Here is a 21,783-nt window from a genome sequence, read left to right on the forward strand (position 1 = left end):
CACGCAATGACGGGCGCCTTCGGGCGCCCGTTTTTTTTTGTGCGCCGGCCGCTTCAGGCCGCGGCGTCGAGTCCGGCCTGCAGCGCTTCGCAGGCGGCGCGCAAGCGTTCGATGAAGTCACGGTGCAGCGCCGACAGCGGATCCTGGTTGCGCACCATGATGCTGATCGGCACGCGCAGCGCGGGGTCCAGCCGGCGCAGGTTCATGCCGGGACGCAGCATCGCCTGCGCGGTGATGGCGTCCACGATGGCGTCGCCGCAGCCTGCGTCCACCAGCGCGCAGGCCACGTAGTGCGTTTGCACCTGGATGGCGACTTGCGGATCCAGGCCCTGCGCGTCCAATGCCATCTGCAGCAGGGCGCCGGAGGCGTCGGCCGCGTCCAGCACGATCAGCGTGTCGCCCGCCATGGCCGTCAGCTCCGCCAGCGGCAGCGGTCCCGTGCCTTCCTTGCGGCTCAGGTGCACCAGCTCCGTGTGGCCCAGCCCCATGCGGGTCAGGCCCGGATAGTCGTTGGTGTCGAAGGTGATGGCCAGGTCCAGTTCGCGCGTCAGCAGCCCCTGTACGAGTTCGGTGCTGTGATGCGTGTGGATGTCGAAGGTGATGCCGGGCTGCGCCTCGCGGCTGTCGCGCACCACGCCGGGCAGCAGCCCCAGGCCCAGCGCTGGCGCGCAGCCCAGTCGCAGGTGGCCGTTGGGATGGTCGCGCAGGCTGGCGGCCAGCCTGCGCACGCTGTTGAGGTCCTGGTTCAGGCGCGCGACTTCGGGCGTGAGGATCTCGGCTTCGCGCGTGGCGACGAGCCGGCCCTTGACGCGCTCGAACAGCTTGAAGCCCAGCTGCGCCTCGGCGTGCGCCAGGAGCTTGCTGGCCGCGGGCTGCGAGATATGCAGCGCGGCCGCGGCCTCGGTCAGGGATCCGGTACGGCGGATCGCTTCGAAAATCTCGATGTGGCGCAAACGCATGGCACGGTGGGGACGGTGGGCGGAAACCGCGATTCTAAGCCGGATGCGGCTGGCGTCGCGACAGCCGCGGGCGCCTTGACTATCATGAACCCCTGCCGGAAAGCCGGCGCACACTGGAGCTTCCCATGCGCGCACCCCGCCACGCCGCCGCCCTCATGCTTGCCGCCGCGCTTGCCGCCATGCCCGCGGCCTGGGCCCGCACGCCGCAGGCCGCCGAGGACCTGAACCCCGAGGCCGCCAGCGGCATACAGACGCGCCAACTGGTGCGGGCGCCGCATTTCATGATGGCATCGGCCAATCCGCTGGCGACGCAGGCGGGCGACGAGATGCTGCGCCGGGGCGGCAGCGCGGTGGACGCCGCCATCGCCGCCCAACTGGTCCTGAACCTGGTGGAGCCGCAATCGTCGGGCATCGGCGGCGGCGCCTTCATGGTGGTGTATTCGGCCAAGAGCGGCCGTATCCAGACCTACGACAGCCGCGAGACCGCGCCCGCCGCGGCCCAGCCGCAACGTTTCCTGGATGCGGACGGCAAGCCGGTGCCATTCGCCCGCGCGGTGAACAGCGGCCTGGCGGTGGGCGTGCCGGGCTTGCTGCGAGGCTTGGAGCTGGCGCACAAGGAGCAGGGCGCGCTGCCCTGGGCCGACTTGTTCCAGCCCGCGATCCGGCTGGCCGAACAAGGTTTTGCCGTGTCGCCGCGCTTGCATAAGCTTTTGGCCGGCAACAAGGAACTGCGCACGCAAGCCGCGGCCGCGGCCTACTTCTACGCGCCGGACGTCGCTCCCTGGCCGGTGGGCCACGTGCTGAAGAACCCGGAATTCGCGCGCACGCTGCGCGCCGTGGCGGAGCAAGGCGCGGACGCGTTCTACCAGGGCGACATCGCCCGGGATATCGTCGCCGCCGTGCGCAGCCACGCCGTACCCGGCGACCTGACCCTGGCCGACCTGGCGGGCTATCGCGCCAAGACGCGCGATCCCGTCTGTGGCGCCTATCGCGGCTACCAGCTGTGCGGCATGGGGCCGCCCAGCAGCGGCCCGATCGCGGTGCTGCAGATGTTGGGCGAACTGGAGCAGTTCCCCCTCGCCCGCTACAAGCCGGGCAGCCTGGAGGCGGTGCATTACTTTTCGGAAGCTGGCCGGCTGGCGTTCGCCGACCGCGATTTCTACGTGGCCGATCCGGACTTCGTGCGGGTGCCGGTGCGCGCCATGCTGGACCCCGCCTACCTGCGCGCGCGCGGCGCGCTGATCCAGCCGGACCGCAGCATGAAGGTGGCGCTGCCCGGCGATCCGGAAGGCAAGCTGCTGTCGCTGGGCAAGGACGACGCGTGGGCGCTGCCCTCGACCAGCCATCTCGTGGCGGTGGACGCCCAGGGCAATGCCTTGAGCATGACGACCACCATCGAAAACGAGTTCGGCAGCAAGATCTTCGTGCGCGGCTTCCTGCTGAACAACGAGATGACGGATTTTTCCTCGTCCTACAAGGATCCCGAGGGCCGCCTCGTCGCCAACCGCATCGAACCGGGCAAGCGCCCGCGCAGCTCGATGGCGCCGATGATCGTGCTGCGCGATGGCAAGCCCTATCTGCTGGTGGGGTCGCCGGGCGGTAGCGCCATCATCAACTATGTGGCCAAGACCATTGTGGGCGTGCTGGACTGGGGCCTGGACATCCAGGCGGCCATCGACCTGCCGAACATGGGCAGCCGCAACAAGGAGACCGAGCTGGAGAAGGGCACCGCGCTGGAGGCGCTGGCGCCAGAGCTTGAGCGCATGGGGCATCCGGTGCGCATCACCGAATTCCCCAGCGGCATCCACGGCATCGTGATCGATGCTGGCGGCCTGCAGGGCGGCGCCGATCCGCGCCGCGAAGGCGTGGCCCAGGGCGGCTGAGGCCGCGCGGGCCTATTCGCCGGCGTCGGCGGGACGCAGCGTCGGCGGCAGCTTGCGCAGCGTGGCTGGCGTGCGCGACAGCTTGATCGGCGAACCCACGCCGCGATAGTCGCCTTGCTCCAGCACCATGCCGCGATGGCGGGTATGCGGATGCGCCAAGGCCTGGTCCACGGTCTGTACGGCGGCGGCGGGGACGCCTCCACGCAGCAGACGGTCGGCCAGCGTAGCGGCGTCGTGGCCCGCCAGCAGCGCGGACAGATCGTCGCGCAAGGATGAGCGGTTGCGCAGGCGGTCGGCGTTGGTGGCGTAGCGCGCATCGTCCGCCAATCCTGGCGCTTCCAAAGCCTGAGCCAGCTGCGCGAACTGGCGGTTGTTGCCGACCGCGAGAAAGATCGGGCCGCTGGCCGTGGGCAGCGTTTCGTAGGGCGCGATGTTCGGGTGCGCGTTGCCGCTGCGCGCGGGCACCTTGCCGCTGTAGAAGTAATTGGGCGCGTGCGGATGCAGCAGCGACAGGGCGCAGTCGTACAGCGTGATGTCCAGGAATTGCCCCAGTCCGCTGCGCGTACGCTCATTGAGCGCCAGCAGGATGGCCACGGCCGCGTTCAGGCCGGTCACCATGTCCACCACCGGCAGTCCGACCCGGGTGGCTTCGCCGTCCGCATCGCCGTTCACGCTCATCAGGCCGCACATGGCCTGGGCGCAGGCGTCGTAGCCGGGCAGGCCGCCCAGCGGACCGTCCGCGCCGAAGCCGCTGACCCGGCAATGGATCAAAGCGGGGAAGTCGCGGCTCAGCGTTTCGTATCCCAGGCCCCATTTCTCCAGCGTGCCGGGCTTGAAGTTCTCCACCAGCACATCGGCGTCGGCCAGCAGATGGCGCAGCAATTCCTGCCCAGCGGGCTGCGATAGGTCCAGCGTCATGCCGTCCTTGTTGCGGTTCACGCCGATGAAGTAGGACGCCGTATCGCCCAGGAAGGGGGGGCCCCAGCCGCGCGTCTCGTCGCCGCCGGGCGGCTCGATCTTCAGCACGTCGGCGCCGTGGTCGGCCAGGATCTGCGTGCAATAGGGGCCGCCCAGCACGCGCGACAGGTCTATCACTTTGCAGCCGGCGAGCGCGCCGGCGTTGGGCAGGGTTGCAGCCATGTGGGGTCCGTTCAGTCGATGGAAACGTGGGCGCTCTTGATGAGGTCGCGCCATTTGGGCACTTCGGCCGAGATGAAGGTCGCCAGGCCCTGCGGCGTCTGGTCCTGGGCTTCGACGATGCCCTGGCTGCGCAGCGTCTGCGCGACCTCGGGATCGGACAGCGCGGTCTTGAAGGCGCGGTTCAGCGTGTCCACTACGTCAGCCGGCGTGCCCTTGGGCGCGACGATGCCGAAGAAGACGCTGACGTCGTAGCCCTTGAGTCCCTGCTCGGAAAGCGTCGGCAGGTCGGGCAGCGCATCCGAGCGCTGGGCGCTGGCCAGGCCGATGGCGCGCAGCTTGCCCGCCTTGATGTAGGGCAGCGCGGTGAGGATGTCGGTGAACGACATCGACACCTGCCCGCCCAGCAGGTCATTGAGGGCCGGTCCCGTGCCTTTGTAGGGGATGTGCATGATCTGGGTGCCGGCCATATTGTTGAAGAGAATGCCGGCCAGGTGCGACGAGGCGCCGTTGCCCGACGAGGCGTAGCTCAGCTTTTCCGGATTCTTCTTGGCGTAGGCGATCAGTTCCTGCGCATTGTTGGCGGGCACCGACGGGTTCACCACCAGGATGTTGGGCAGGTGGCCGATGCGGATGATGGGCGCGAAGCTGGTCTCGGGGTTGTAGCCCTGCTTCTTGTACAGGCTGACGTTGATCGCCAGCGGCCCCGAGGTGCCGAACAGCAGGGTGTAGCCGTCCGGCTTGGCGGTCGCCACGTACTCGGAGCCGATGTTGCCGCCGGCGCCTGCGCGGTTTTCGACGATGACGTTCTGGTTGAGCGGTTGCCGCAGCTTGTCGGCCAGCCTGCGCGCCAGGGCGTCGGTGGGACCGCCCGGCGGGAAGGGCACGATCAGCGTCACGGGCCGGGCCGAGGGATAGGCGTCCGCGGCCAGCGCGGGTGCGGCGGGGGCGATGGCGGCGGCAGCCGCCAGCAGCAAAGGGGCGAAGGTTCGGTTCATGCTTGTCTCCAGTGGTTGCGCGCCGGCTGTGCCGCCGGCGTCGGTTCTTACAGCGCGTATTGCAGGATGGCGCGGCACGCCGTGCTTTCGTCGGCCGCAATGGCATAGGGATCGCGCGGGCCCAGGCGATGCTGCAGCACCTGGTCGGCCAGCAGCGCGCGGCTTTCCAGGCCGGGTTCGGTGGCTTCCCAGCGCAGGGCGGCCATGGAAACCGCGTGGTACAGCAGCGAAGCCGCCTGGCGCGCCAGCTCGGGGCGGTCGGCCTGCGCGGCGTGTTCGGCCAGGGCATAGGTCTGCTCCAGCGCGCGCGCCTGCATGTCGGCCAGTTCGGGCGGGCAGGGGCGGCCTGCGGCCAGCAGGCCGTCGATATGGCTGCGCAGCGCCGGCAGCGAGTTTTCCCGGGTGATGGCGCGCAGCACGTCCAGCGCCACGATGTTGCTGGTGCCTTCCCAGATGGAGCCCAGGTGGGCGTCGCGCACCAGACGCGGTTCGGTCCATTCCTCGATGTAGCCGCAGCCGCCGCGCACTTCCATGGCGTCGCCGGTCACTTTGCGCGCATCGCGGCAGGCGCGGAACTTGATCAGCGGCGTGAGGATGCGCGCCAGCGCCGGATCGGCCGCGCCCTGGTCCGCGTCGGCCAGCGCACGCGCCGTCTGGAACATCACGCTGCGGGCCTGTTCGGCCCAGACCGTCATCTTGACCAACTGGCGCTGCATCAGCGGCATGTCGATCAGGCGTTTGCCGAAGGCGCGCCGGTGCTGCGAGACATAGACCGCCTCGGTCACGGCGCGGCGCATCAGGCCGGCGGCTCGCATGCCGTTGGACAGGCGCGAATTATTGATCATGTCGGCCATGTGCTTGAAGCCGCGGCCGCGCTCGCCCACCAGCCAGGCCACCGCGCCTTCCAGGCGGATCTCGCCGCTGGCCATCGAGCGCGTGCCCAGCTTGTCCTTCAGGCGCAGGATGCGGTAGTGGTTGTGCGTGCCGTCGGCCAGGTCGCGCGGCAGCAGGAACAGCGATACGCCCTTCAGGCCGGGCTGGGATTCGCTGCGCGCCAGCACCATGGCGTAGCCTGCGTCCGGATTGGAGCAGAACCATTTGTCGCCGTGGATGAGCCAGGTGCCGTCGTCCTGCGCCGTGGCGGTCACTTCGGTGGCGCTGACGTCGGACCCGGCGCCCTGTTCGGTCATGAACATGGCGCCCTGGCGCAGCGCATCGAAATCCTGCGAGGTCACTTCGGGCAGGACTCGCTCGACCAGTTCCGGGTCGCCGAACTTGCGCAGGGTGCGAGCCAGCGAGTCGGTCATGCTGACCGGGCAGCACAGGCCGAACTCCGCCTGCACGAACAGGTGGCTGAGCGCGTACTTGGCGGCCGCGGGCATGGGTTCGGGCCAACCCAGGACGCCGCCGCGGTGCGACAGCGCCGCCAGGCCGAATTCGCTGTAGGCCAGGCGCTCCAGTTCGACGTAGGCCGGATGCTTGTCGATGCGGGACTCGTCGGCGCCGGCGCGGCTGCGCACGGACAGCGTGGGCGGGTGCTTGTCGGCGGTGGCGGCCAGTTCGTCCATGACGCCGCCTGCCAGCGCGCCCAGCCGTTCCAGGTGGGGCAGCAGGTGGGCGTGCAGCGCGGGCGGCAGGTAGCGCCGGCTGAGCGCCTCGGCGTAAGGGTCCGCGCTGAACAGGTTTTGTCCGCGCGAATCCGGAACGGGCGTGGCGGCGGTGGGCGCGGTCTTGACGGGGGTATCCATGGCGGCATCCTGCTGAAGACGGGAACGATGCCTGTGATGGTGCTTGCATGGATTAATCTATACAAATACTGTTTGTGTGTAGAACAATCCAAAAAAAGTATGGATTGCAGTCCCAGGGGAGACAAATGGACCTGGATCCGCGCCTGTTGCGCTATTTCATCGCCGTGGCCGAAGAACGCCACTTCAGCCGCGCGGCCACGCGGCTGCACATTTCCCAGCCGCCGCTCAGCTACGCCATCCGCCAACTGGAGGACAACGTCGGCGCGCGCCTGCTGACCCGCACCAGCCGCCACGTCGAGCTGACCGACGCCGGCCAGGTGCTGTACCGGGAAGCCCTGACGTTGCTGCGCCAGGCGGAAGAGGTGCGCACACTGGTGCAGCGCGTGGACGCGGGCCTGCGCGGCCGGCTGCGCATCGGCTTCGTCGGTTCCATGCTGTACCGCGGCCTGCCGGCGCTGCTCAACGCCATGCGCGCCGAGCTGCCCGACGTGGAACATGTGCTGACCGAATTGAATTCCCATGACCAGATCGAGGCCGTGCGCCGCGGCGAGCAGGATCTGGGCTTCATCCATGCCAATCCGGTGCCGCCAGGCGTGCTGGCGCGCGACTTGATGGCCGAGCCTTTCGTGGTGTGCCTGCCGCAGGCGCATCCCCTGGCCGGCCGGGAGTCCCTGCGGTTGGCGGAATTGGCCGCGGACGACTTCGTGTTCTTCGCCCGGGCCGCTTCGCCCAGTTATTACGAGACGGTGCTGTCCATGTGCGTGTCGGCGGGCTTCATGCCCGTGATCCGGCACGAGGTCAGGCACTGGCTGAGCGTGGCGTCGCTGGTGTCGCAGGGGCTGGGCGTGTCCATCGTGCCGGCCTGCCTGTCGCGCAGCGGGCTGGCGGGGACGCGCTTCATTGCCTTCGAGCACGCGGCCCGCTCGGTCAGCCAGATGATCTGGCCCGAGGCTGCGCGTTCGCCGCTGCAGGAAAAGGCGGTGGAAATGGCGGCGCGCCAGTTCCCGCTGGGGGCAGGCGCGCCCGAGGATCCGCCGCCAGGCGAATCCGCCGGACGGCGATCCGCAAGCTGAGGATCAGCGGAAGACGACGGTCTTGTTGCGGTTGAGCAGGATGCGGTGCTCGACGTGGCTGCGCACGGCGCGCGACAGCACCAGGGATTCGATGTCGCTGCCGACCTGGGTCAGGTCCTGGGCGGTCATCGTGTGGTCCACGCGTTCGATGTCCTGGTCGATGATGGGGCCTTCGTCCAGGTCCGAGGTCACGTAGTGGGCGGTGGCGCCGATGATCTTGACGCCGCGCGCATGCGCCTGGTGGTAGGGGCGGGCGCCCTTGAAGCTGGGCAGGAAGCTGTGGTGGATGTTGATGGCGCGGCCGTTCAGCGCGCGGCACATGTCTTCCGACAGGATCTGCATATAGCGGGCCAGCACCACAAGGTCGATGCCTTCCTGATCGACCAGGGCCAGCACCTGCTTTTCCTGTTCCGCCTTGGTGTCGGCGGTGACCGGCAGGTGGTGGAACGGGATGCCGTAGGACGCCGCCAGGCTGGCGTAGTCGTTGTGGTTCGAGACGATGGCGGCAACTTCGGCGTGCAGATGGCCGCTGTGCACGCGGAACAGCAGGTCGTTCAGGCAGTGGCCCTGCTTGCTGACCATGATCAGCAGGCGTTCCTTGCGGCGGGCGTCATGCAGCTTCAGCTCCATGCCGTATTCCGCCGACATCCCGTCCAGCCGCGCCCGCAGGTCGCTGGCGGCTACGCCCGCCGGGACGTCGAAGTGCACCCGCAGGAAGAAGCGCCCGGTCTCTTCGTCGCCGAACTGCTGCGAATCCAGGATGTTGCAGCCCAATTCGAACAACAGGCCGCTGACGCGGTACACGATGCCCGTGCGGTCGGGGCAGGACAGGGTCAGGATGTAGTCGTTGTGCTGCATGGTTCAGGGAGAGGAGAAAAAGGAGAAGAGGTGACAGTATTTGTTGATGGCGCCACGCGCGGCATGCGCGGCGTGGGGATCATCCGTTCAGACGGGCCAGGGTCTCTTCGGCCAGGGCCAGGCTGGAGGTCAGCCCCGGGGATTCTATGCCGAACAGGTTCACCAGGCCGGGCACGCCATGCGCGGCCGGGCCGGCGATGACGAAATCGGCCGCGGGCTCGTGGGGGCCGGAGATCTTGGGGCGGATGCCGGTGTAGCCGGGCGCTAGCGCGTCATCGGGCAGGGCCGGCCAATAGCTGCGCACGGCCTCGTAGAAGACGTCGGCGCGGGCCGGGTCCAGCGTGTAGTCCTCGATTTCGACCCATTCGGTGTCGGGGCCGAACTTGGCCTGGCCGCCCAGATCCAGCGTCAGATGCACGCCCAGGCCGGCATGCTGCGGCACAGGGTAGATCAGGCGCGAGAACGGCGCGCGGCCGGACAGCGTGAAATAGCTGCCCTTGCACAGGTAATCCTTGGGGATGCTGGACGCGGGCAGACCGTCGATGCGGCGCGCCAGCGCCGGCGCGTGCAGGCCGGCTGAATTGATCAGCACGTTGCAGCTCAGGGTCATGGCGTCGTCGCCGCCGAATTGCAGCTCGAAGCCGCCTTCGGGGCGGACCCGGCCGGACACCAGCGGCGTGTGGAAGACGCACTGGGCGCCGGCGTTTTCGGCGTCGCCCTGGAACGAGAGCATCAGCGCATGGCTGTCGACGATGCCGGTGGACGGCGAGGACAGCGCCGCGGTGCAGCGCAGCGCGGGCTCCAGGCGCATGGCGTCCTCGCCGGAAATGAACTGCAGGTCGTCCACGCCGTTGGCGCGGGCGCGCTGGGCAATGCCCTCCAGCTGCGCGGCCTGTTCCGTCGTGGTGGCGACGATGAGCTTGCCGAGCCGCTTGTAGGGCACGCCGCGCTCGGCGCAATAGGAGTAAAGCAGGTGCTTGCCGCGCACGCAGAGCCGGGCCTTGAGGCTGCCCGCCGGGTAGTAGATGCCGGCGTGTATGACTTCGGAGTTGCGCGAACTGGTGCCGGTGCCGATCGCCTCGGTGGCTTCCGCCACCAGCACCTCGCGTCCGGACTGGGCCAGCGCGCGCGCGATCGCCAGGCCCACCACGCCCGCGCCGATGACGACGCAATCCACATCCACGCTCATGGCGTTTTCCTTTCCGAACGGGCGCCAGCCGGGGTCAGGTCGAAACCGCCGGCATGGAAGACCAGCGGCGGCTCGCCGCTATGGCCGCAGCGCTCCACTTCGCCCACCATGATGACATGGTCGCCCTCGACGTAGCGGCTGCGGTTGTGGCATTCGAACCAGGCGGCGCAGTGGCCGTCCAGCATGGGCGTGCCGCCCGGCGCGTGATGCACCGTGAGGCCTGCGTAGCGGTCCGGCGTCTTGCCGGTGGCGAAGCGGCGCGCCAGCGCGATCTGCTCCGCGCCCAATACGTTGACGACGTAGCGCTCGCACTGCTCGAAGGCGGCCAGCGACGACGAACTGCGCGACAGGCTCCACAGCACCAGTGGCGGGTTCAGCGACACGGAGTTGAAGGAGCTGACCGTCAGGCCGATGGGCGCGCCATCGGGGTCGGCGGTCGTCACGACGGTCACGCCCGTGGCGTAACGGCCCAGCGCGGTGCGGAAAAAGGCGGCGTCAAAATCAGGGGAGGAGGCGGTCATGCAATCGTTAATTGGGGGCGGGCGCGCGGCGCCCGGCATCAAGGCGACAGGCGTTCGATCTTCCAGGCCTGGCCGTCGGCGACATAGCGCAGGCGGTCATGCAGGCGCGAAGGCCGGCCTTGCCAGAATTCGAAGGCGGTGGGCTTCAGGCGGTAGCCGCCCCAGTGCGGCGGGCGCGGCGGCTGTTCGCCGAAACGCTCGCGGAATTCCCGTTCGCGGGCTTCCAGCTCTTCACGGGTGATGGGCTGGCTCTGGCGCGAGGCCCAGGCGCCGATGCGCGAACCGGCGGGGCGGCTGTGGTAGTAGGCGTCCGACTCGTCGCCGGCCACTTTTTCGACCACGCCTTCGATGCGGACCTGGCGCTCCAGTGGCTGCCAGAAGAACAGCAGGCTGGCGCGCGGCTCGGCCTGCAGGTCCAGGCCCTTGCGGGATTCGTAATTGGTGAAGAACGTGAACCCGCGCTCATCGAAGCCCTTGATCAGGACGATGCGCGCGCTGGGCTGGCCGCTGGCGTCCACCGTGGCCAGGGTCATGGCGTTGGGTTCGGGGACCTTGGCGGCCAGGGCCTCGTCGAACCAGCGGGTGAACTGCTCGAACGGGGAGGCGGCGGCCTGGCCTTCGAGCAGCACGTTCTTGTCGTAGCTTTGACGCAGATCAGAGACGGACATGGGGCTAGTAGTTCAGCGTTGATAACAAGGAGTTTATACCGCCTGGGAGGCGGTACCCTCATTGACCCCGCTCAGGGCGCAGGCAAGATTTCCCGAGGCCGGGCCTCAGGCGCCTTCCGGCAGGGTGTGCCCGTCCAGCTCCAGCCGGCGCGCGATGGCGTCCAGGCGGGCGTCATGGATGCCGGCGGCGCGCAGCGCCTGGGCGGTCTGCACCACGTATTCGGTGCAGGGGCCATAGCGTCCGGCGGCGCGGCGCACGATGGCCAGCAGCTCGGGTTCGGGCAGGGCGCGGATGTAGGCCGGATTGTCCCGGTTCATGATGAAGACCAGCGCCCGCACGGTGCCGGTATCGGTGGCGCAGTTGATCCAGCGGGGCAGATAGGCGCCAGTGGACATCTCGCGCTCCCAGAGCGCGGGGAAATAGGTTGGCACCTGGTCGCCCGCCAGGCGGTAGACCACCCCGCGGCAGGAGCCTCCCCGGTCCAGGCCGAATACCAGACCCGGGCATTCCGGGGTGCCGCGGTTGACCCGCGACCACAGGCACAGCGCCCGGTGGTGGCCGCGCAGCGTTGCCAGCCGGCGCTCCACGAAGTCGAAGTCGGGCCGCCAGATCAGGGAGCCGTAGCCGTAGACCCACACGTCTTCGCCCGATTGCCAGTGGCGCAGCGCCTCGTCCAGTGATTCCTGCCGCTCTTGCGCAGTCCAAAGACGAAAGGGCAGGCTGGCGCCGGAATTGCCGGCGGCGGGAGGAGAGGACTGCATGTTCACGGCTACGCTTTGCGTTCAGATTCGATCGGGGGATTGCGGTTGGCCCAGCCTCCGGCCATCAGGGCCACGGAGTACGCCCAGAAGAGGGGGGCAACGCCAATTACCGCACCGAGCGCGCCGAAGGTCAACGGCAGGGACACCTGCGAGCCGTTGATCAGGGCCATCCGCAGGCCCACGGCCTCGGCGGCGCGGCCCGGCGGCGAATGCTGGTGCAGCAGGGAAAGCATACTCGGCTGACAGCAGCCCAGGGCCAGACCAAGGATGAAAGACAGCACGATCAGGACGTTAACGTCGGTGAACAGCGGGTAAAGCATGAAATCAATGGCGGCTGTCGCCATCGCTACCCGCACCAGCGTCCAGGACCGCACACGGCGCTGGATGAAGGGCAATATCAGGCGGATAACGAAAGTAGCCGCCGCGAAGGACGCAAGAATGACGCCAATGGTGGTGGCCGACAGGCCGATGGCGACGCCGAAAATGGGCACGACGAACAAATGGGTGTCCCACGCGCCGGACAAAATCGTGTTGACCATCAGGATGCGGCGCAATGCCGGCACTTCCAGCAATTCAGTAACGCGCCGCTTTTCAGCCTCTTTTTTACCTGACAGCTGCGAATCCACCGCCTTCAATTGGTGACGCAAGACATAAAGGCCGCCCGCCGAAAGCAACGGACCCAAGGTCAGCAGGCCGAAGGCCAGACGCGTGCCCAGATGGTCGATCGCCAGCCCGGCGATCAGCGGGCCCGAGAATCCGGACCCCGCCAGCGCCAGCGACATAAAGGAGAAATTGCGCAGCCGTTGAGCCGGTTCCGCGTGGCCCAGCAGGTCTTGCGTGGCGACCTGATGCAACATGAAGCCGATGCCGATGCAACAGGAGGCTATCAGCAGGGCGAACTGGGTCTGTGAGATGAATGGCAGCGCGGTGCCCGAGGCGACCAGGGCCGTGCCGATGACCAGCGGCCGCACAATGCCGACCCGGTCGACCCAGCGGCCGGCGCGCACGGAGAACAGCATGGGCAGCACCGCGAACACCGCGACCAGCGTGCCCACCTTGAAGGTCGACAGCCCCATCTGCAGCGCGGTGAGGGAAACCGTGATCCGTCCCCCAGTGAGCGCCACGTGATTCATCATGGCCAGCAGGCACAAAAGCACCGCCCCGGAAAATTCTGGGGAACTGGGTGACGAAGAGGGGGATCTATGAGAAGTGGACACGGATACGGCGTAACTGCGTTCATTCTGGCCATATCGTCGCCCTATGTCGAGGCGCTGCTGTTTTGCAGCGCCGCAAACGTATTTTGGCGCCAATCGCATGATGGCGGCTATCTAGGGGCGAAGTCGCATGCTTATGGCGCAAGATGGCGGCACGTTCGCCGCATCTGCGTGCGAGGGCTTGCGTGGGGGACGGACAAAGCGTTGTATCGTTCATGCAACGGAACAATCACGCGAACCTTGACGTTCCGTTCCGCTTTACTGTTTTTCACCGTTTCGCCACAGATCGTCGATGGTTCGGACGCACTAGACGTTTAGGATGTGCAGGCAGCGTGGGCAAGCCTCCCCTTGTCCGGTCCGCAATTCGCAATACCGGCGCTGGCTCGATTTCCAGCGCCACATCCGACAGGTTCAATGAAAAAGTCTCGCAGCAAGTTCAAGCGCTACGCCCTGATCGCCGTTTTTCTGCTTTTAGCCGGGTTCGGCGTGCGCGCCGCATTCTTTTCCGCGCCGCCGCCGCCCACTTTCGCGGTGGCCGAGGTCACCCGGGCCGACCTTGAAGACAGCGTGCTGGCCAGCGGCACCATCGACGCCATCGAACGCGTCAGCGTCGGCGCCCAGGCTACCGGCCAGCTCAAATCCCTGAAGGTGGCGCTGGGCGACCGCGTCAAAAAGGGCCAGTTGGTCGCCGAGATCGACGACATGACCCAGCAGAACGAGCTGCGCAACGCCGAGGCCGCCTTGCAGACCCGGCGCGCCGAGCGGGCCGCCAAGGTCGCCACGCTGAAGCAGGCCGAGCTGGCCTTCCGCCGTCAGCGGCAGATGCTGGCGGCCGACGCCAGTTCGCGCGAGGCCTACGAGAGCGCCGAGGCTACGCTGGGCGTGACCCGCGCCGAAATCGCCTCGCTGGAGGCGCAGATCGCGCAGGCCGAGATCCAGGTCGACACCGCCCGGGTCAACCTGGGCTATACGCGCATCGTCTCGCCCATCGACGGCATGGTGGTCGCGGTGGTGACCAAGGAAGGCCAGACCGTCAACTCGATCCAGAGCGCGCCCACCATCATCAAGGTGGCCCAGGTGGACACCATGACCATCAAGGCGCAGATCTCGGAAGCCGACGTGACCCGCGTGAAGCCCGGCCTGCCGGTGTACTTCACCATCCTGGGCGAACCCGACGAGCGTTACCGCGCCGCCCTGCGCGCCGTGGAGCCGGCGCCGGATTCCGTGCAGAAGGACGACGCGGCGTCTTCGCTTACCGGATCGACCAGCGGCAGCTCCACCACCGCCGCCGTCTACTACAACGGCCTGTTCGACGTGCCCAATCCGGACGAGAAGCTGCGCATCTCCATGACCGCCCAGGTCTTCATCGTGCTGGGCGAGGCCAAGAACACGGTCGTGGTGCCGGCCTCGGCGCTGGGCAAGCGCGGCGAGGACGGCCGCTACGCCGTGCGCGTGGTCCTGAAGGACAACAAGACCGAAACGCGCCAGGTCAGGATAGGCATGAACAACAACGTCCAGGCGCAGGTGCTGGAAGGGCTGGAGGTGGGCGAGCGCGTCGTGTCGGCGGATGCCGCGCCGGCCGCGGCTGCGCCGGGGGCCTGACATGAGCGGGCCTTTGATATCGCTCACGGGCGTGCGCCGCGAGTTTCCCGCGGGCGAACAGACCATCGCGGTGCTGAAGGACGTCAACCTGGCTATCGAGGCCGGCGAGATGGTGGCGATCGTGGGTGCGTCCGGGTCGGGCAAGTCCACGCTCATGAACATCCTGGGTTGCCTGGATCGCCCCACCCGCGGCGAGTACCGGGTCGACGGGCGCAGCACGGGCGAGCTGGACCCGGACGAACTGGCCGAGCTGCGCCGCGAGCACTTCGGCTTCATCTTCCAGCGCTACCACCTGCTGTCCGATCTGACCGCGCAGGGCAACGTCGAGGTGCCGGCCGTCTACGCCGGCAAGCGGCGCGAGGCGCGCCTGGAACGCGCCGATGAACTGCTCAAGCGGCTGGGATTGGGCGACAGGTCCGGGCACCGGCCCGGCCAACTGTCCGGCGGCCAGCAGCAGCGCGTCAGCATCGCGCGGGCGCTGATGAACGGCGGCGACATCATCCTGGCCGACGAGCCGACCGGCGCGCTGGATACGCACACCGGCCAGGAAGTGCTGCGCATCCTGGAAGAACTGAACGCGGCCGGCCACACCATCATCATCGTCACGCACGATATGAATGTGGCGCGCCACGCCCAGCGCATCATCGAGATCAGCGACGGCGAGATCGTCGCCGACAAGCGCAATCCCGACGCGCCGCGGCGCGAACGCGTCAAGGAAGATGCGCCGGCGCTGGCCGCGCGGCCTGTGTGGCAGGCCTACCTGGACCGTTGCCGCGAGGCTTTGCGCATGGCGTTGCTGGCGATGAATGCGCACCGGTTGCGCACCTCGCTGACGATGCTGGGCATCATCATCGGCATCGCGGCCGTGGTGTCGGTGGTGGCGCTGGGCGAAGGCTCGCGCCGCAAGATCCTGGACGACATCAGCGAGATCGGCACCAACACGGTGGAGATCTTTCCGGGCAAGGACTTCGGCGACGAGAAGGCCGTCAATATCCGCACCCTGGTGCCGGCCGACGCCGACGCCCTGGCGCGCGAATCCTATGTGGACAGCGTCACGCCGGAAGTCTCCACCAGCAACACGCTGCGCTATCGCAACGTGTCGGTGACCGGCGTGATCCAGGGCGTGGGCGAGCAATATTTCCGCGTGCGCGCCATCAAGCTGGCCCAGGGCAAGTTCTTCGACGAGACCAGCGTGCTGCGGCGTGCGCAGGAAGTGGTGATCGATGACGCCACCCGGCGTAAGCTGTTCGGCTCGCATACCGAGCCTATCGGGCAGGTGGTATTCCTGGGGTCGATGCCGGCGCGCGTGATCGGGGTGACGCAAAAGAAGGAAACCGTCTTCGGCAGCAATGATTCGTTGAACGTGTGGGTCCCCTACACCACGGCGCTGTCGCGCGTGCTGGGCCAGCAGCATCTGAAAAGCATCACGGTGCGCGTCAATGACGCCTCGCCGCCCGCCGCGGCGGAGCAGGCCATCGTGCGCGTGCTGACGCGGCGCCACGTGACCAAGGATTTCTTCGTGTTCAACACGGACGCGATCCGCAAGACCATCGAACGCACCACCGCCACCATGACGCTGCTGGTGTCCATGATTGCCCTGATCTCGCTGATGGTCGGCGGCATCGGCGTCATGAACATCATGCTGGTGTCGGTGACCGAGCGCACCCGCGAGATCGGCGTGCGCATGGCGGTGGGGGCGCGGCGCAGCGACATCATGCAGCAGTTCCTGATCGAAGCGGTGCTGGTGTGCCTGATAGGCGGCGCCATCGGCATCGTGCTGTCCCTGGGGCTGGGCGTGCTGGTGTCCAAGGCCACGGGCGGGTCGTTCCAGATGATCTATTCCACGACATCGATGGTGGCGGCGTTCAGCTGCTCGACGCTGATCGGTGTGCTTTTTGGCTATTTGCCGGCGCGCAATGCCGCGCGCCTGGATCCCGTTGAGGCCCTGGCCCGGGAATGAGGAAGATGAAAGCGGTTTCCCTGATCTGCAAACCTGCCGCCCTGGCGCTGCTGCTGGCCCTGGCCGGCTGCGGCAGCCTGCTGCACACCGACTACGAGCCGCCGCTGACGTCCATTCCAGCCGCCTGGACCCATGCGCCCGCAGGCGACTTCCAGGCCGGGCCGCTGGCCGATGGCGGCCAGTGGTGGCGCAATTTTAACGACCCGACGCTCAACGGCCTGGTCGACGCCGCGCTGGCGCGCAACAACAACCTGGCCGCCGCCGCGATCCGCGTGCGCCGGGCGCAGTACCAGGCTGGAATCACCGAGGACAAGCTGCTGCCGCAACTGGGCGGCAACGCCAATGTGACGCGCAACCGCAATCTGTACGGCGATCGCGCGATCTCTCGGACCAACGCGGCGGAGTTGACTGTCAGCTACGAAGTGGACCTGTGGGGCAAGCTGTCCAGCCAGCGCGACGCGGCGCAGTGGGATGCGCTGGCGACCGAGCAGGACCGCCAGAGTGCCGCGCTGTCCCTGGTGGGCACCACGGCCACGCTGTACTGGCAGACCGCCTTCATCAACCAGCGCATCGCCAGCAGCGCCGAGAGCATCGCGTACGCACGCAGGACGCAGGACCTGGTGCGCGCCCAATACGCGGCGGGCGGCGCGTCGGCGCTGGAAATGGCCGAGGCTGAACAGACCGTGGCCAGCCAGGAAGCCGCTCATACGCTGCTGGTGCAGCAACGGGTGGAATACGCCAACGCCCTGACCATCCTGTTCGACGGCCCGCCGGACCGCATGATGGCCGACCCGGCGCGATTGCCGGGCTATCCCTTGCCGCAAGCGCGCGCCGGCGTGCCGGCCGACCTGCTGGGCCGCCGTCCCGACTTGCGCGCCGCCGAGCTGCGCCTGCGCCAGTCCCTGTCCACCGTCGACGCAACCCGCGCCAGCTTCTACCCGCCGTTGACGCTGACCGGCGCCTTGGGAAGCTCGAGCCCCACGTTGTCCGATGTACTGAAGAACCCGGTGGGCTCGCTGGGGGCGGCGCTGACGCTGCCGTTCCTGCAATGGAACCAGATGCAGCTCAACATCAAGATCTCCAAGGCCGACTACGAAGAGCGGGTGGTGAATTTCCGGCAGGCGCTGTACCAGGCGATGGCGGACGTGGAGAACGCGCTGTCCAATCGCACGCAACTGCGCTTGCAAGCAGAGCAGCTGGACGCGTCTCTGCGCGCGGCGCGCGAGGCCGAGCGTCTGTACGAAGTGCGCTACCGGGCGGGGGCGGTGCCGTTGAAGGACTGGCTGGACGCGCAGGAGAAGCGGCGGGTGGCTGAGGTTTCTCGGGATGAGAATATGTTGAATCGGTTGGTGAATCAGGTGACGGTTTATCAGGCGCTCGGGGGGGATGATGTTGTTGGCGGTGGTGCTGCTGAGTCTGCTGCTGGCGCAGCGGCGGGTTCTTAATCCGTCTGGCGCGTCGGTGCGCTGGGGCGCGCGGGGCAACGATTGCGGTCCGGAGCGTTCGCTCCGGACTTCCCCGTCGTCATCGTCGTCCAGGCCTTCGGCCTTCCCTTCCGATTCCCTCGGGCTTATCGACGCCCCGCGCGCCCCAGCGCACCGACGCGCCAGACTCCGCTTTTGAAACTTGGCGTCAGCTGGGGTGACTGGTCTTCGTAGGATTCTCGCCGACGGTGGGGGTTGGGCGATGGTCTTGCGGGGCCCGCCCCAGGCCGGCCGCCCGGGCGGCCTTTTGGGGCTTACGCGGCGTCTTGCGATTGGTGATGCCGCTGTGCGCTGATGATGATCTGCGCTTGAGCAGGAATCGTTGCTGGGCGACGGATTGCATATGAGTGCATGCCTGCACCCGCGCGCAGCGCCATCCGTACAACTGACTGCAACCATATGCCAAAGAAGGCCGCCCGCGCGGCCGTCTTTGGCGTCCCCGCAAGATCTTTCTCTCTTCCTCGTCGGGGAGAAGAACGCCAAGCACACCACCCGTCCCAGCGACCGGCAAGATTCAATCAGCAGAGCCTGGCGCGGCGGCGCCTGGGGTGGCGCGGGGCGTCGATAAGCCCGAGGGAATCCGAAGGAACCGCCGGAGGCGGTGACGAGGATGACGCAGGGGAAGTCCGGAGCGAACGCTCCGGACCGCAATCGTTGCCCCGCGCCACCCCGGGCGCCGCCGTGCCAGGCGTCTCAAGAACCAGCACCCGTCCCCCAACACCCGCCTGCAATAAAATACGCCCTCATGAACACCCCAGAACCCCAAGCCGACCTCGACCGCCGCTTCGGCAGTCTTTCCCGCCTCTACGGCCTCGAAGCCCCGACCCGCCTGCGCAACGCCCATGTGGCAATAGCAGGCCTGGGCGGCGTGGGTTCCTGGACCGTCGAAGCTCTGGCGCGCTGCGGGGTCGGCGCGTTGACGCTCATCGACCTGGACCACATCGCCGAATCCAACGTCAATCGGCAGATCCACGCTTTGACCGAGACGCTGGGCCAATCCAAGGTCGATGCCATGGCCGAGCGCGTGCTGGCGATCAATCCGGAATGCCGGCTGACGCGGGTGGATGACTTCGTTTCGCCCGAGAACGTCGCCCAGGTCCTGCCCGGCCCGTATTCGGTCATCATCGACTGCACCGACCAGGCCGCGGCGAAGATCGCGATGATCCTGCATGCGCGCGAAATCGGCGTGCCCATGCTGTTGTGCGGCGGCGCTGGAGGCAAGACCGATCCGCTGGCCCTGCGCGCCGGCGACCTGTCGGCTGCGGTCAACGATGCACTGTTGTCCAAGCTGCGCAACAAGCTGCGCCGCGAACACGGCTTTCCGCGAGCTTCCGATCAGAACGGCAAAGCACTGAAGCGCGTGCCGAAGATGGGCATCCATGCCCTATGGTTCGACCAGCCCGCCATCCTGCCCGACGCCTGGACTCGCCCCACGGAAGGCGAGGACGACATGGGCGCTTCGGGCCAGACCCTGGCGCCGCAAGGCCTGTCCTGCGCCGGCTATGGCTCGGTCGTGACCGTCACGGCCGCCATGGGCATGGCGGCCGCCAACGAGGCGCTGCGCCTCGCGGTCTGACAAAGACGCTACAACGCCACGAACACCATGCCGTCCTCGATCCTGACCGGATAGGCGGCAATGTTCTCGCGCAGCGGCGAACAGAGCGCGCGCCCGTCGCGCACGTCGAAGCGCCCCTGATGCAGCGGACATTCGATCTCATGCCCCTCCAGAAAACCGTCGCATAGCCGCGCATTGCCGTGCGTACAGAGATTGGCGGTGGCGTAGACCTCGCCGTCCACGCCATACAGCGCGATCTCGCGGCCGCCGGCCTGCACGGCGATGACGTCGTCTTCAGGCACCTCGTCCCGCGCGATGGCCTTGATCCATTGCGTGCTCATTGCTGTCGTGTCCTTTCTCAGATGGGGTAGATAAGCGAATTCGGCACCAGCTCGCTGTCGAAGATGCAGAGCCGCGATTCGAACTTGAGCCCGTCGGGGCCGCGCCGGACCACGTCCAGATAACGGCCCACGTTGAACACCGTGGTCAGTTGGCTGGGCTTGGTGCGGAACACGGCGTAGTTGGCCTCGGACTCGATGCGGTCGCCCTGTACCGACAGCACTCGCGGCGCGCCCACCACGTGGCGCTGGTAGTAGGGATCGTGGAAGATGGTGTCGGTGGCGCCGTAGATGCGGTCCTTCAGCATGCCGCGGCTTTCGAAGGACATGGTTGCCAGCGGATAGCCGCGCTCGTGGTTCTCGCGCGGCAGCACCTTGTACACGCAGTCTTCCAGGAAAAACTCGGGCCACTTTTCCCATTGTTCCGCGTCCAGCGCGGCGGCGTAGTCGTTGTACAGGCAGGTCAGTTGGTAGTAGAGGGGAAAGTCCAGCATCGTCAGGCCTCCATGACCCGACGCCAATACGCGTACATGCCGCGGATCAGCGTTTCCGTGACCATGTGGTCGGTGTTTTCGGCGGTCTTGCCGCCCAGTTCCGCCACGCTGCGGTGCCAGGGCTTCTGTTCGAAGCCGGATTGCGAGAACTCGATGACCTCGCCGTCGTCCGCCGACACGAAGCCCGCCGGGCCGAACAGATTGGCCTGGCGCAGCCGGCGGCGCGTCATCTCGGGCGTATCGTCGGCGAAACCGAAGTGCGTCCAGACGAAGTCGAAGGCGTCGTGGCCCACCGGCTGGATGTGGCGCGTGGACAGCGAGTTCACCTGCTGCTGGATGATGACGCTGGGAAACAGCGTCATCAGCACGGCGGTGGGGCCGTTCCACCAGGGCTCCGGCACGATGTCGAGAAAGCGGTCGTCGTTCAGCGACATCTGCTCCTTGAAGCTGGACACGCCGCTGGTCACGCTGCCCTTGCCGCCCTGGCCGCGCGTCGAGATCATGGCGGCGTGGCGCAAGTGCCGGTCCATCTTCAGCTCGGAGCGGTTGTCGGCCCGCCACAGGCCGAAGGTGACGAACCAGGTGTGCAGCAGGCCCGGATGATACGGATCCTTGATGTTTTCCTGCATCAGCTTCCAGTTGCCGGGGATGCGCTGGCGGCTGTAGCCGTGGATCACCAGTTCGCGGCCGTCGAAGACGCGGTCGAAATAATGCAGGATGTCCGGCCCCAGATAATCCTCCAGCGGCTCGACGTCGTGGTCGAACGAGGCGAACACCACACCGTTGCGGCAGGCCACGGCCAGCTTGGTCAGGCCGTGCTCTTGCGGGTTGAAGTCGGGCGGCATGCCGCCGTTGACCTTGCCGTCCTGCTTGACGCCGCGGCGGAACGGCACGCCGATCAGATTGCCCTGCAGGTCGTAGTTCCACTGGTGGTACGGACAGACGAATTCGCTGCGGTTGCCCGAACGTTCGCGGCAGAACTGCACGCCGCGGTGGGCGCACACGTTTTCCACCACGCGCACCTGGCCGTCGTTGTCGCGCAGCAAGATGACAGAGCGTTCGCCCACCGCAGTGCGCTTGAAGTCGCCCGGGTTCGGGATCTCGGCTTCCAGGCCCACGTAGCTCCAGTGCGCGCGGTAGAAGAACCGCTCCATTTCGCGCTGATGCAGGGCGGCGTCGGTGTAGACGCCGAAGGGGATGCGGTGGGATCCGTCGTCCTGCCAGCGCGGGGCGAATTGGATGGGCTGCTCGGGGGCGTTCATGATCCGCTCCGGCGACAGGGCGCGGCGGCGGACAGCGTACAGGTACGCATGGCGTGTCTCCTTGGTTCGGCGGACCGC

At 67.5% G+C, this 21,783-nt stretch carries 19 protein-coding genes; 6 read left to right on the top strand and 13 right to left on the bottom strand.

The window, feature by feature from the left end; all coding sequences use genetic code 11:
- Positions 1-53 precede the first annotated feature (53 nt).
- Entirely contained in the window at positions 54-959 is a 906-nt protein-coding gene (locus HV793_RS19720; protein WP_054457455.1) for a LysR family transcriptional regulator, read from the bottom strand.
- Positions 960-1,084: 125 nt separating this feature from the next.
- On the opposite strand from HV793_RS19720, the gene ggt reads away from it, so the two are divergent.
- On the top strand, positions 1,085-2,842 hold the full coding sequence (ggt, locus tag HV793_RS19725) for a gamma-glutamyltransferase (protein WP_175213820.1): 1,758 nt from the start codon (positions 1,085-1,087) through the stop codon (positions 2,840-2,842).
- A gap of 12 nt (positions 2,843-2,854) precedes the next feature.
- Here the strand turns inward: ggt and HV793_RS19730 are convergent, their stop codons facing one another.
- The 3 genes from HV793_RS19730 to HV793_RS19740 are packed head-to-tail and all read right to left on the bottom strand — an operon-like array spanning position 2,855 to position 6,725.
- Positions 2,855-3,982 (bottom strand): CaiB/BaiF CoA transferase family protein, encoded by a 1,128-nt coding sequence (locus HV793_RS19730; RefSeq protein WP_175213821.1) that lies wholly within the window; start codon positions 3,980-3,982, stop codon positions 2,855-2,857.
- Between the two features lie 11 nt (positions 3,983-3,993).
- Positions 3,994-4,977, bottom strand: coding sequence for a Bug family tripartite tricarboxylate transporter substrate binding protein (locus tag HV793_RS19735; protein ID WP_054457449.1), 984 nt, complete (start codon positions 4,975-4,977; stop codon positions 3,994-3,996).
- A gap of 47 nt (positions 4,978-5,024) precedes the next feature.
- Positions 5,025-6,725, bottom strand: coding sequence for an acyl-CoA dehydrogenase family protein (locus tag HV793_RS19740; RefSeq protein ID WP_175159394.1), 1,701 nt, complete (start codon positions 6,723-6,725; stop codon positions 5,025-5,027).
- A gap of 125 nt (positions 6,726-6,850) precedes the next feature.
- On the opposite strand from HV793_RS19740, the gene HV793_RS19745 reads away from it, so the two are divergent.
- Entirely contained in the window at positions 6,851-7,798 is a 948-nt protein-coding gene (locus HV793_RS19745) for a LysR family transcriptional regulator (RefSeq protein ID WP_054457446.1), read from the top strand.
- A 3-nt stretch (positions 7,799-7,801) separates the two neighbouring features.
- Here the strand turns inward: HV793_RS19745 and purU are convergent, their stop codons facing one another.
- From purU to HV793_RS19775, 6 genes are all read right to left on the bottom strand, one after another.
- Positions 7,802-8,656, bottom strand: a complete 855-nt coding sequence (purU, locus tag HV793_RS19750; protein WP_119452128.1) for a formyltetrahydrofolate deformylase — start codon at positions 8,654-8,656, stop codon at positions 7,802-7,804.
- Positions 8,657-8,735: 79 nt separating this feature from the next.
- Positions 8,736-9,845 (bottom strand): NAD(P)/FAD-dependent oxidoreductase, encoded by a 1,110-nt coding sequence (locus HV793_RS19755; RefSeq protein WP_175213822.1) that lies wholly within the window; start codon positions 9,843-9,845, stop codon positions 8,736-8,738.
- Positions 9,842-10,366, bottom strand: a complete 525-nt coding sequence (locus HV793_RS19760; RefSeq protein WP_059371570.1) for a flavin reductase family protein — start codon at positions 10,364-10,366, stop codon at positions 9,842-9,844. Before HV793_RS19760 ends, HV793_RS19755 begins: the two co-directional genes overlap by 4 nt.
- 38 nt (positions 10,367-10,404) lie before the next feature.
- Positions 10,405-11,034 carry a pyridoxamine 5'-phosphate oxidase gene (gene pdxH / locus HV793_RS19765; RefSeq protein WP_054457438.1) on the bottom strand — a complete coding sequence of 210 codons (630 nt, stop codon included), beginning with the start codon at positions 11,032-11,034 and terminating at the stop codon, positions 10,405-10,407.
- A gap of 105 nt (positions 11,035-11,139) precedes the next feature.
- Positions 11,140-11,802, bottom strand: a complete 663-nt coding sequence (locus tag HV793_RS19770; RefSeq protein WP_054457436.1) for a gamma-glutamylcyclotransferase — start codon at positions 11,800-11,802, stop codon at positions 11,140-11,142.
- A 2-nt stretch (positions 11,803-11,804) separates the two neighbouring features.
- Positions 11,805-13,013, bottom strand: a complete 1,209-nt coding sequence (locus HV793_RS19775; RefSeq protein WP_119452129.1) for an MFS transporter — start codon at positions 13,011-13,013, stop codon at positions 11,805-11,807.
- A 411-nt stretch (positions 13,014-13,424) separates the two neighbouring features.
- Here HV793_RS19775 and HV793_RS19780 point away from each other — a divergent pair, with 411 nt between their 5' ends.
- From HV793_RS19780 to HV793_RS19795, 4 genes are all read left to right on the top strand, one after another.
- Complete coding sequence (locus HV793_RS19780) at positions 13,425-14,612, top strand: efflux RND transporter periplasmic adaptor subunit (protein ID WP_175181113.1); 1,188 nt, start codon at positions 13,425-13,427, stop codon at positions 14,610-14,612.
- A 1-nt stretch (position 14,613) separates the two neighbouring features.
- Positions 14,614-16,572 carry a MacB family efflux pump subunit gene (locus HV793_RS19785; protein WP_054457614.1) on the top strand — a complete coding sequence of 653 codons (1,959 nt, stop codon included), beginning with the start codon at positions 14,614-14,616 and terminating at the stop codon, positions 16,570-16,572.
- 5 nt (positions 16,573-16,577) lie between these two features.
- Positions 16,578-18,017 carry an efflux transporter outer membrane subunit gene (locus HV793_RS19790; RefSeq protein ID WP_175159402.1) on the top strand — a complete coding sequence of 480 codons (1,440 nt, stop codon included), beginning with the start codon at positions 16,578-16,580 and terminating at the stop codon, positions 18,015-18,017.
- Between the two features lie 784 nt (positions 18,018-18,801).
- Positions 18,802-19,632: a tRNA threonylcarbamoyladenosine dehydratase gene (locus HV793_RS19795; RefSeq protein WP_175213823.1), complete on the top strand. Its 831-nt coding sequence runs from the start codon at positions 18,802-18,804 to the stop codon at positions 19,630-19,632.
- Between the two features lie 8 nt (positions 19,633-19,640).
- Here HV793_RS19795 and HV793_RS19800 read toward each other — a convergent pair whose 3' ends face one another.
- Genes HV793_RS19800 through HV793_RS19810 form a run of 3 tightly spaced genes read right to left on the bottom strand, consistent with a single transcriptional unit; the run spans position 19,641 to position 21,705 of the window.
- On the bottom strand, positions 19,641-19,952 hold the full coding sequence (locus HV793_RS19800; protein WP_175213824.1) for a non-heme iron oxygenase ferredoxin subunit: 312 nt from the start codon (positions 19,950-19,952) through the stop codon (positions 19,641-19,643).
- Positions 19,953-19,969: 17 nt separating this feature from the next.
- On the bottom strand, positions 19,970-20,443 hold the full coding sequence (locus HV793_RS19805) for an aromatic-ring-hydroxylating dioxygenase subunit beta (protein WP_054457426.1): 474 nt from the start codon (positions 20,441-20,443) through the stop codon (positions 19,970-19,972).
- Between the two features lie 2 nt (positions 20,444-20,445).
- The gene (locus tag HV793_RS19810) at positions 20,446-21,705 is read right to left on the bottom strand and encodes an aromatic ring-hydroxylating dioxygenase subunit alpha (protein WP_054457613.1); all 1,260 of its coding nucleotides are present in this window, start codon (positions 21,703-21,705) and stop codon (positions 20,446-20,448) included.
- Between the last annotated feature and the right edge of the window lie 78 nt (positions 21,706-21,783).

Origin of the sequence: Achromobacter aegrifaciens, assembly GCF_902859965.1 — a bacterium.
Taxonomy (GTDB): domain Bacteria; phylum Pseudomonadota; class Gammaproteobacteria; order Burkholderiales; family Burkholderiaceae_B; genus Achromobacter; species Achromobacter aegrifaciens.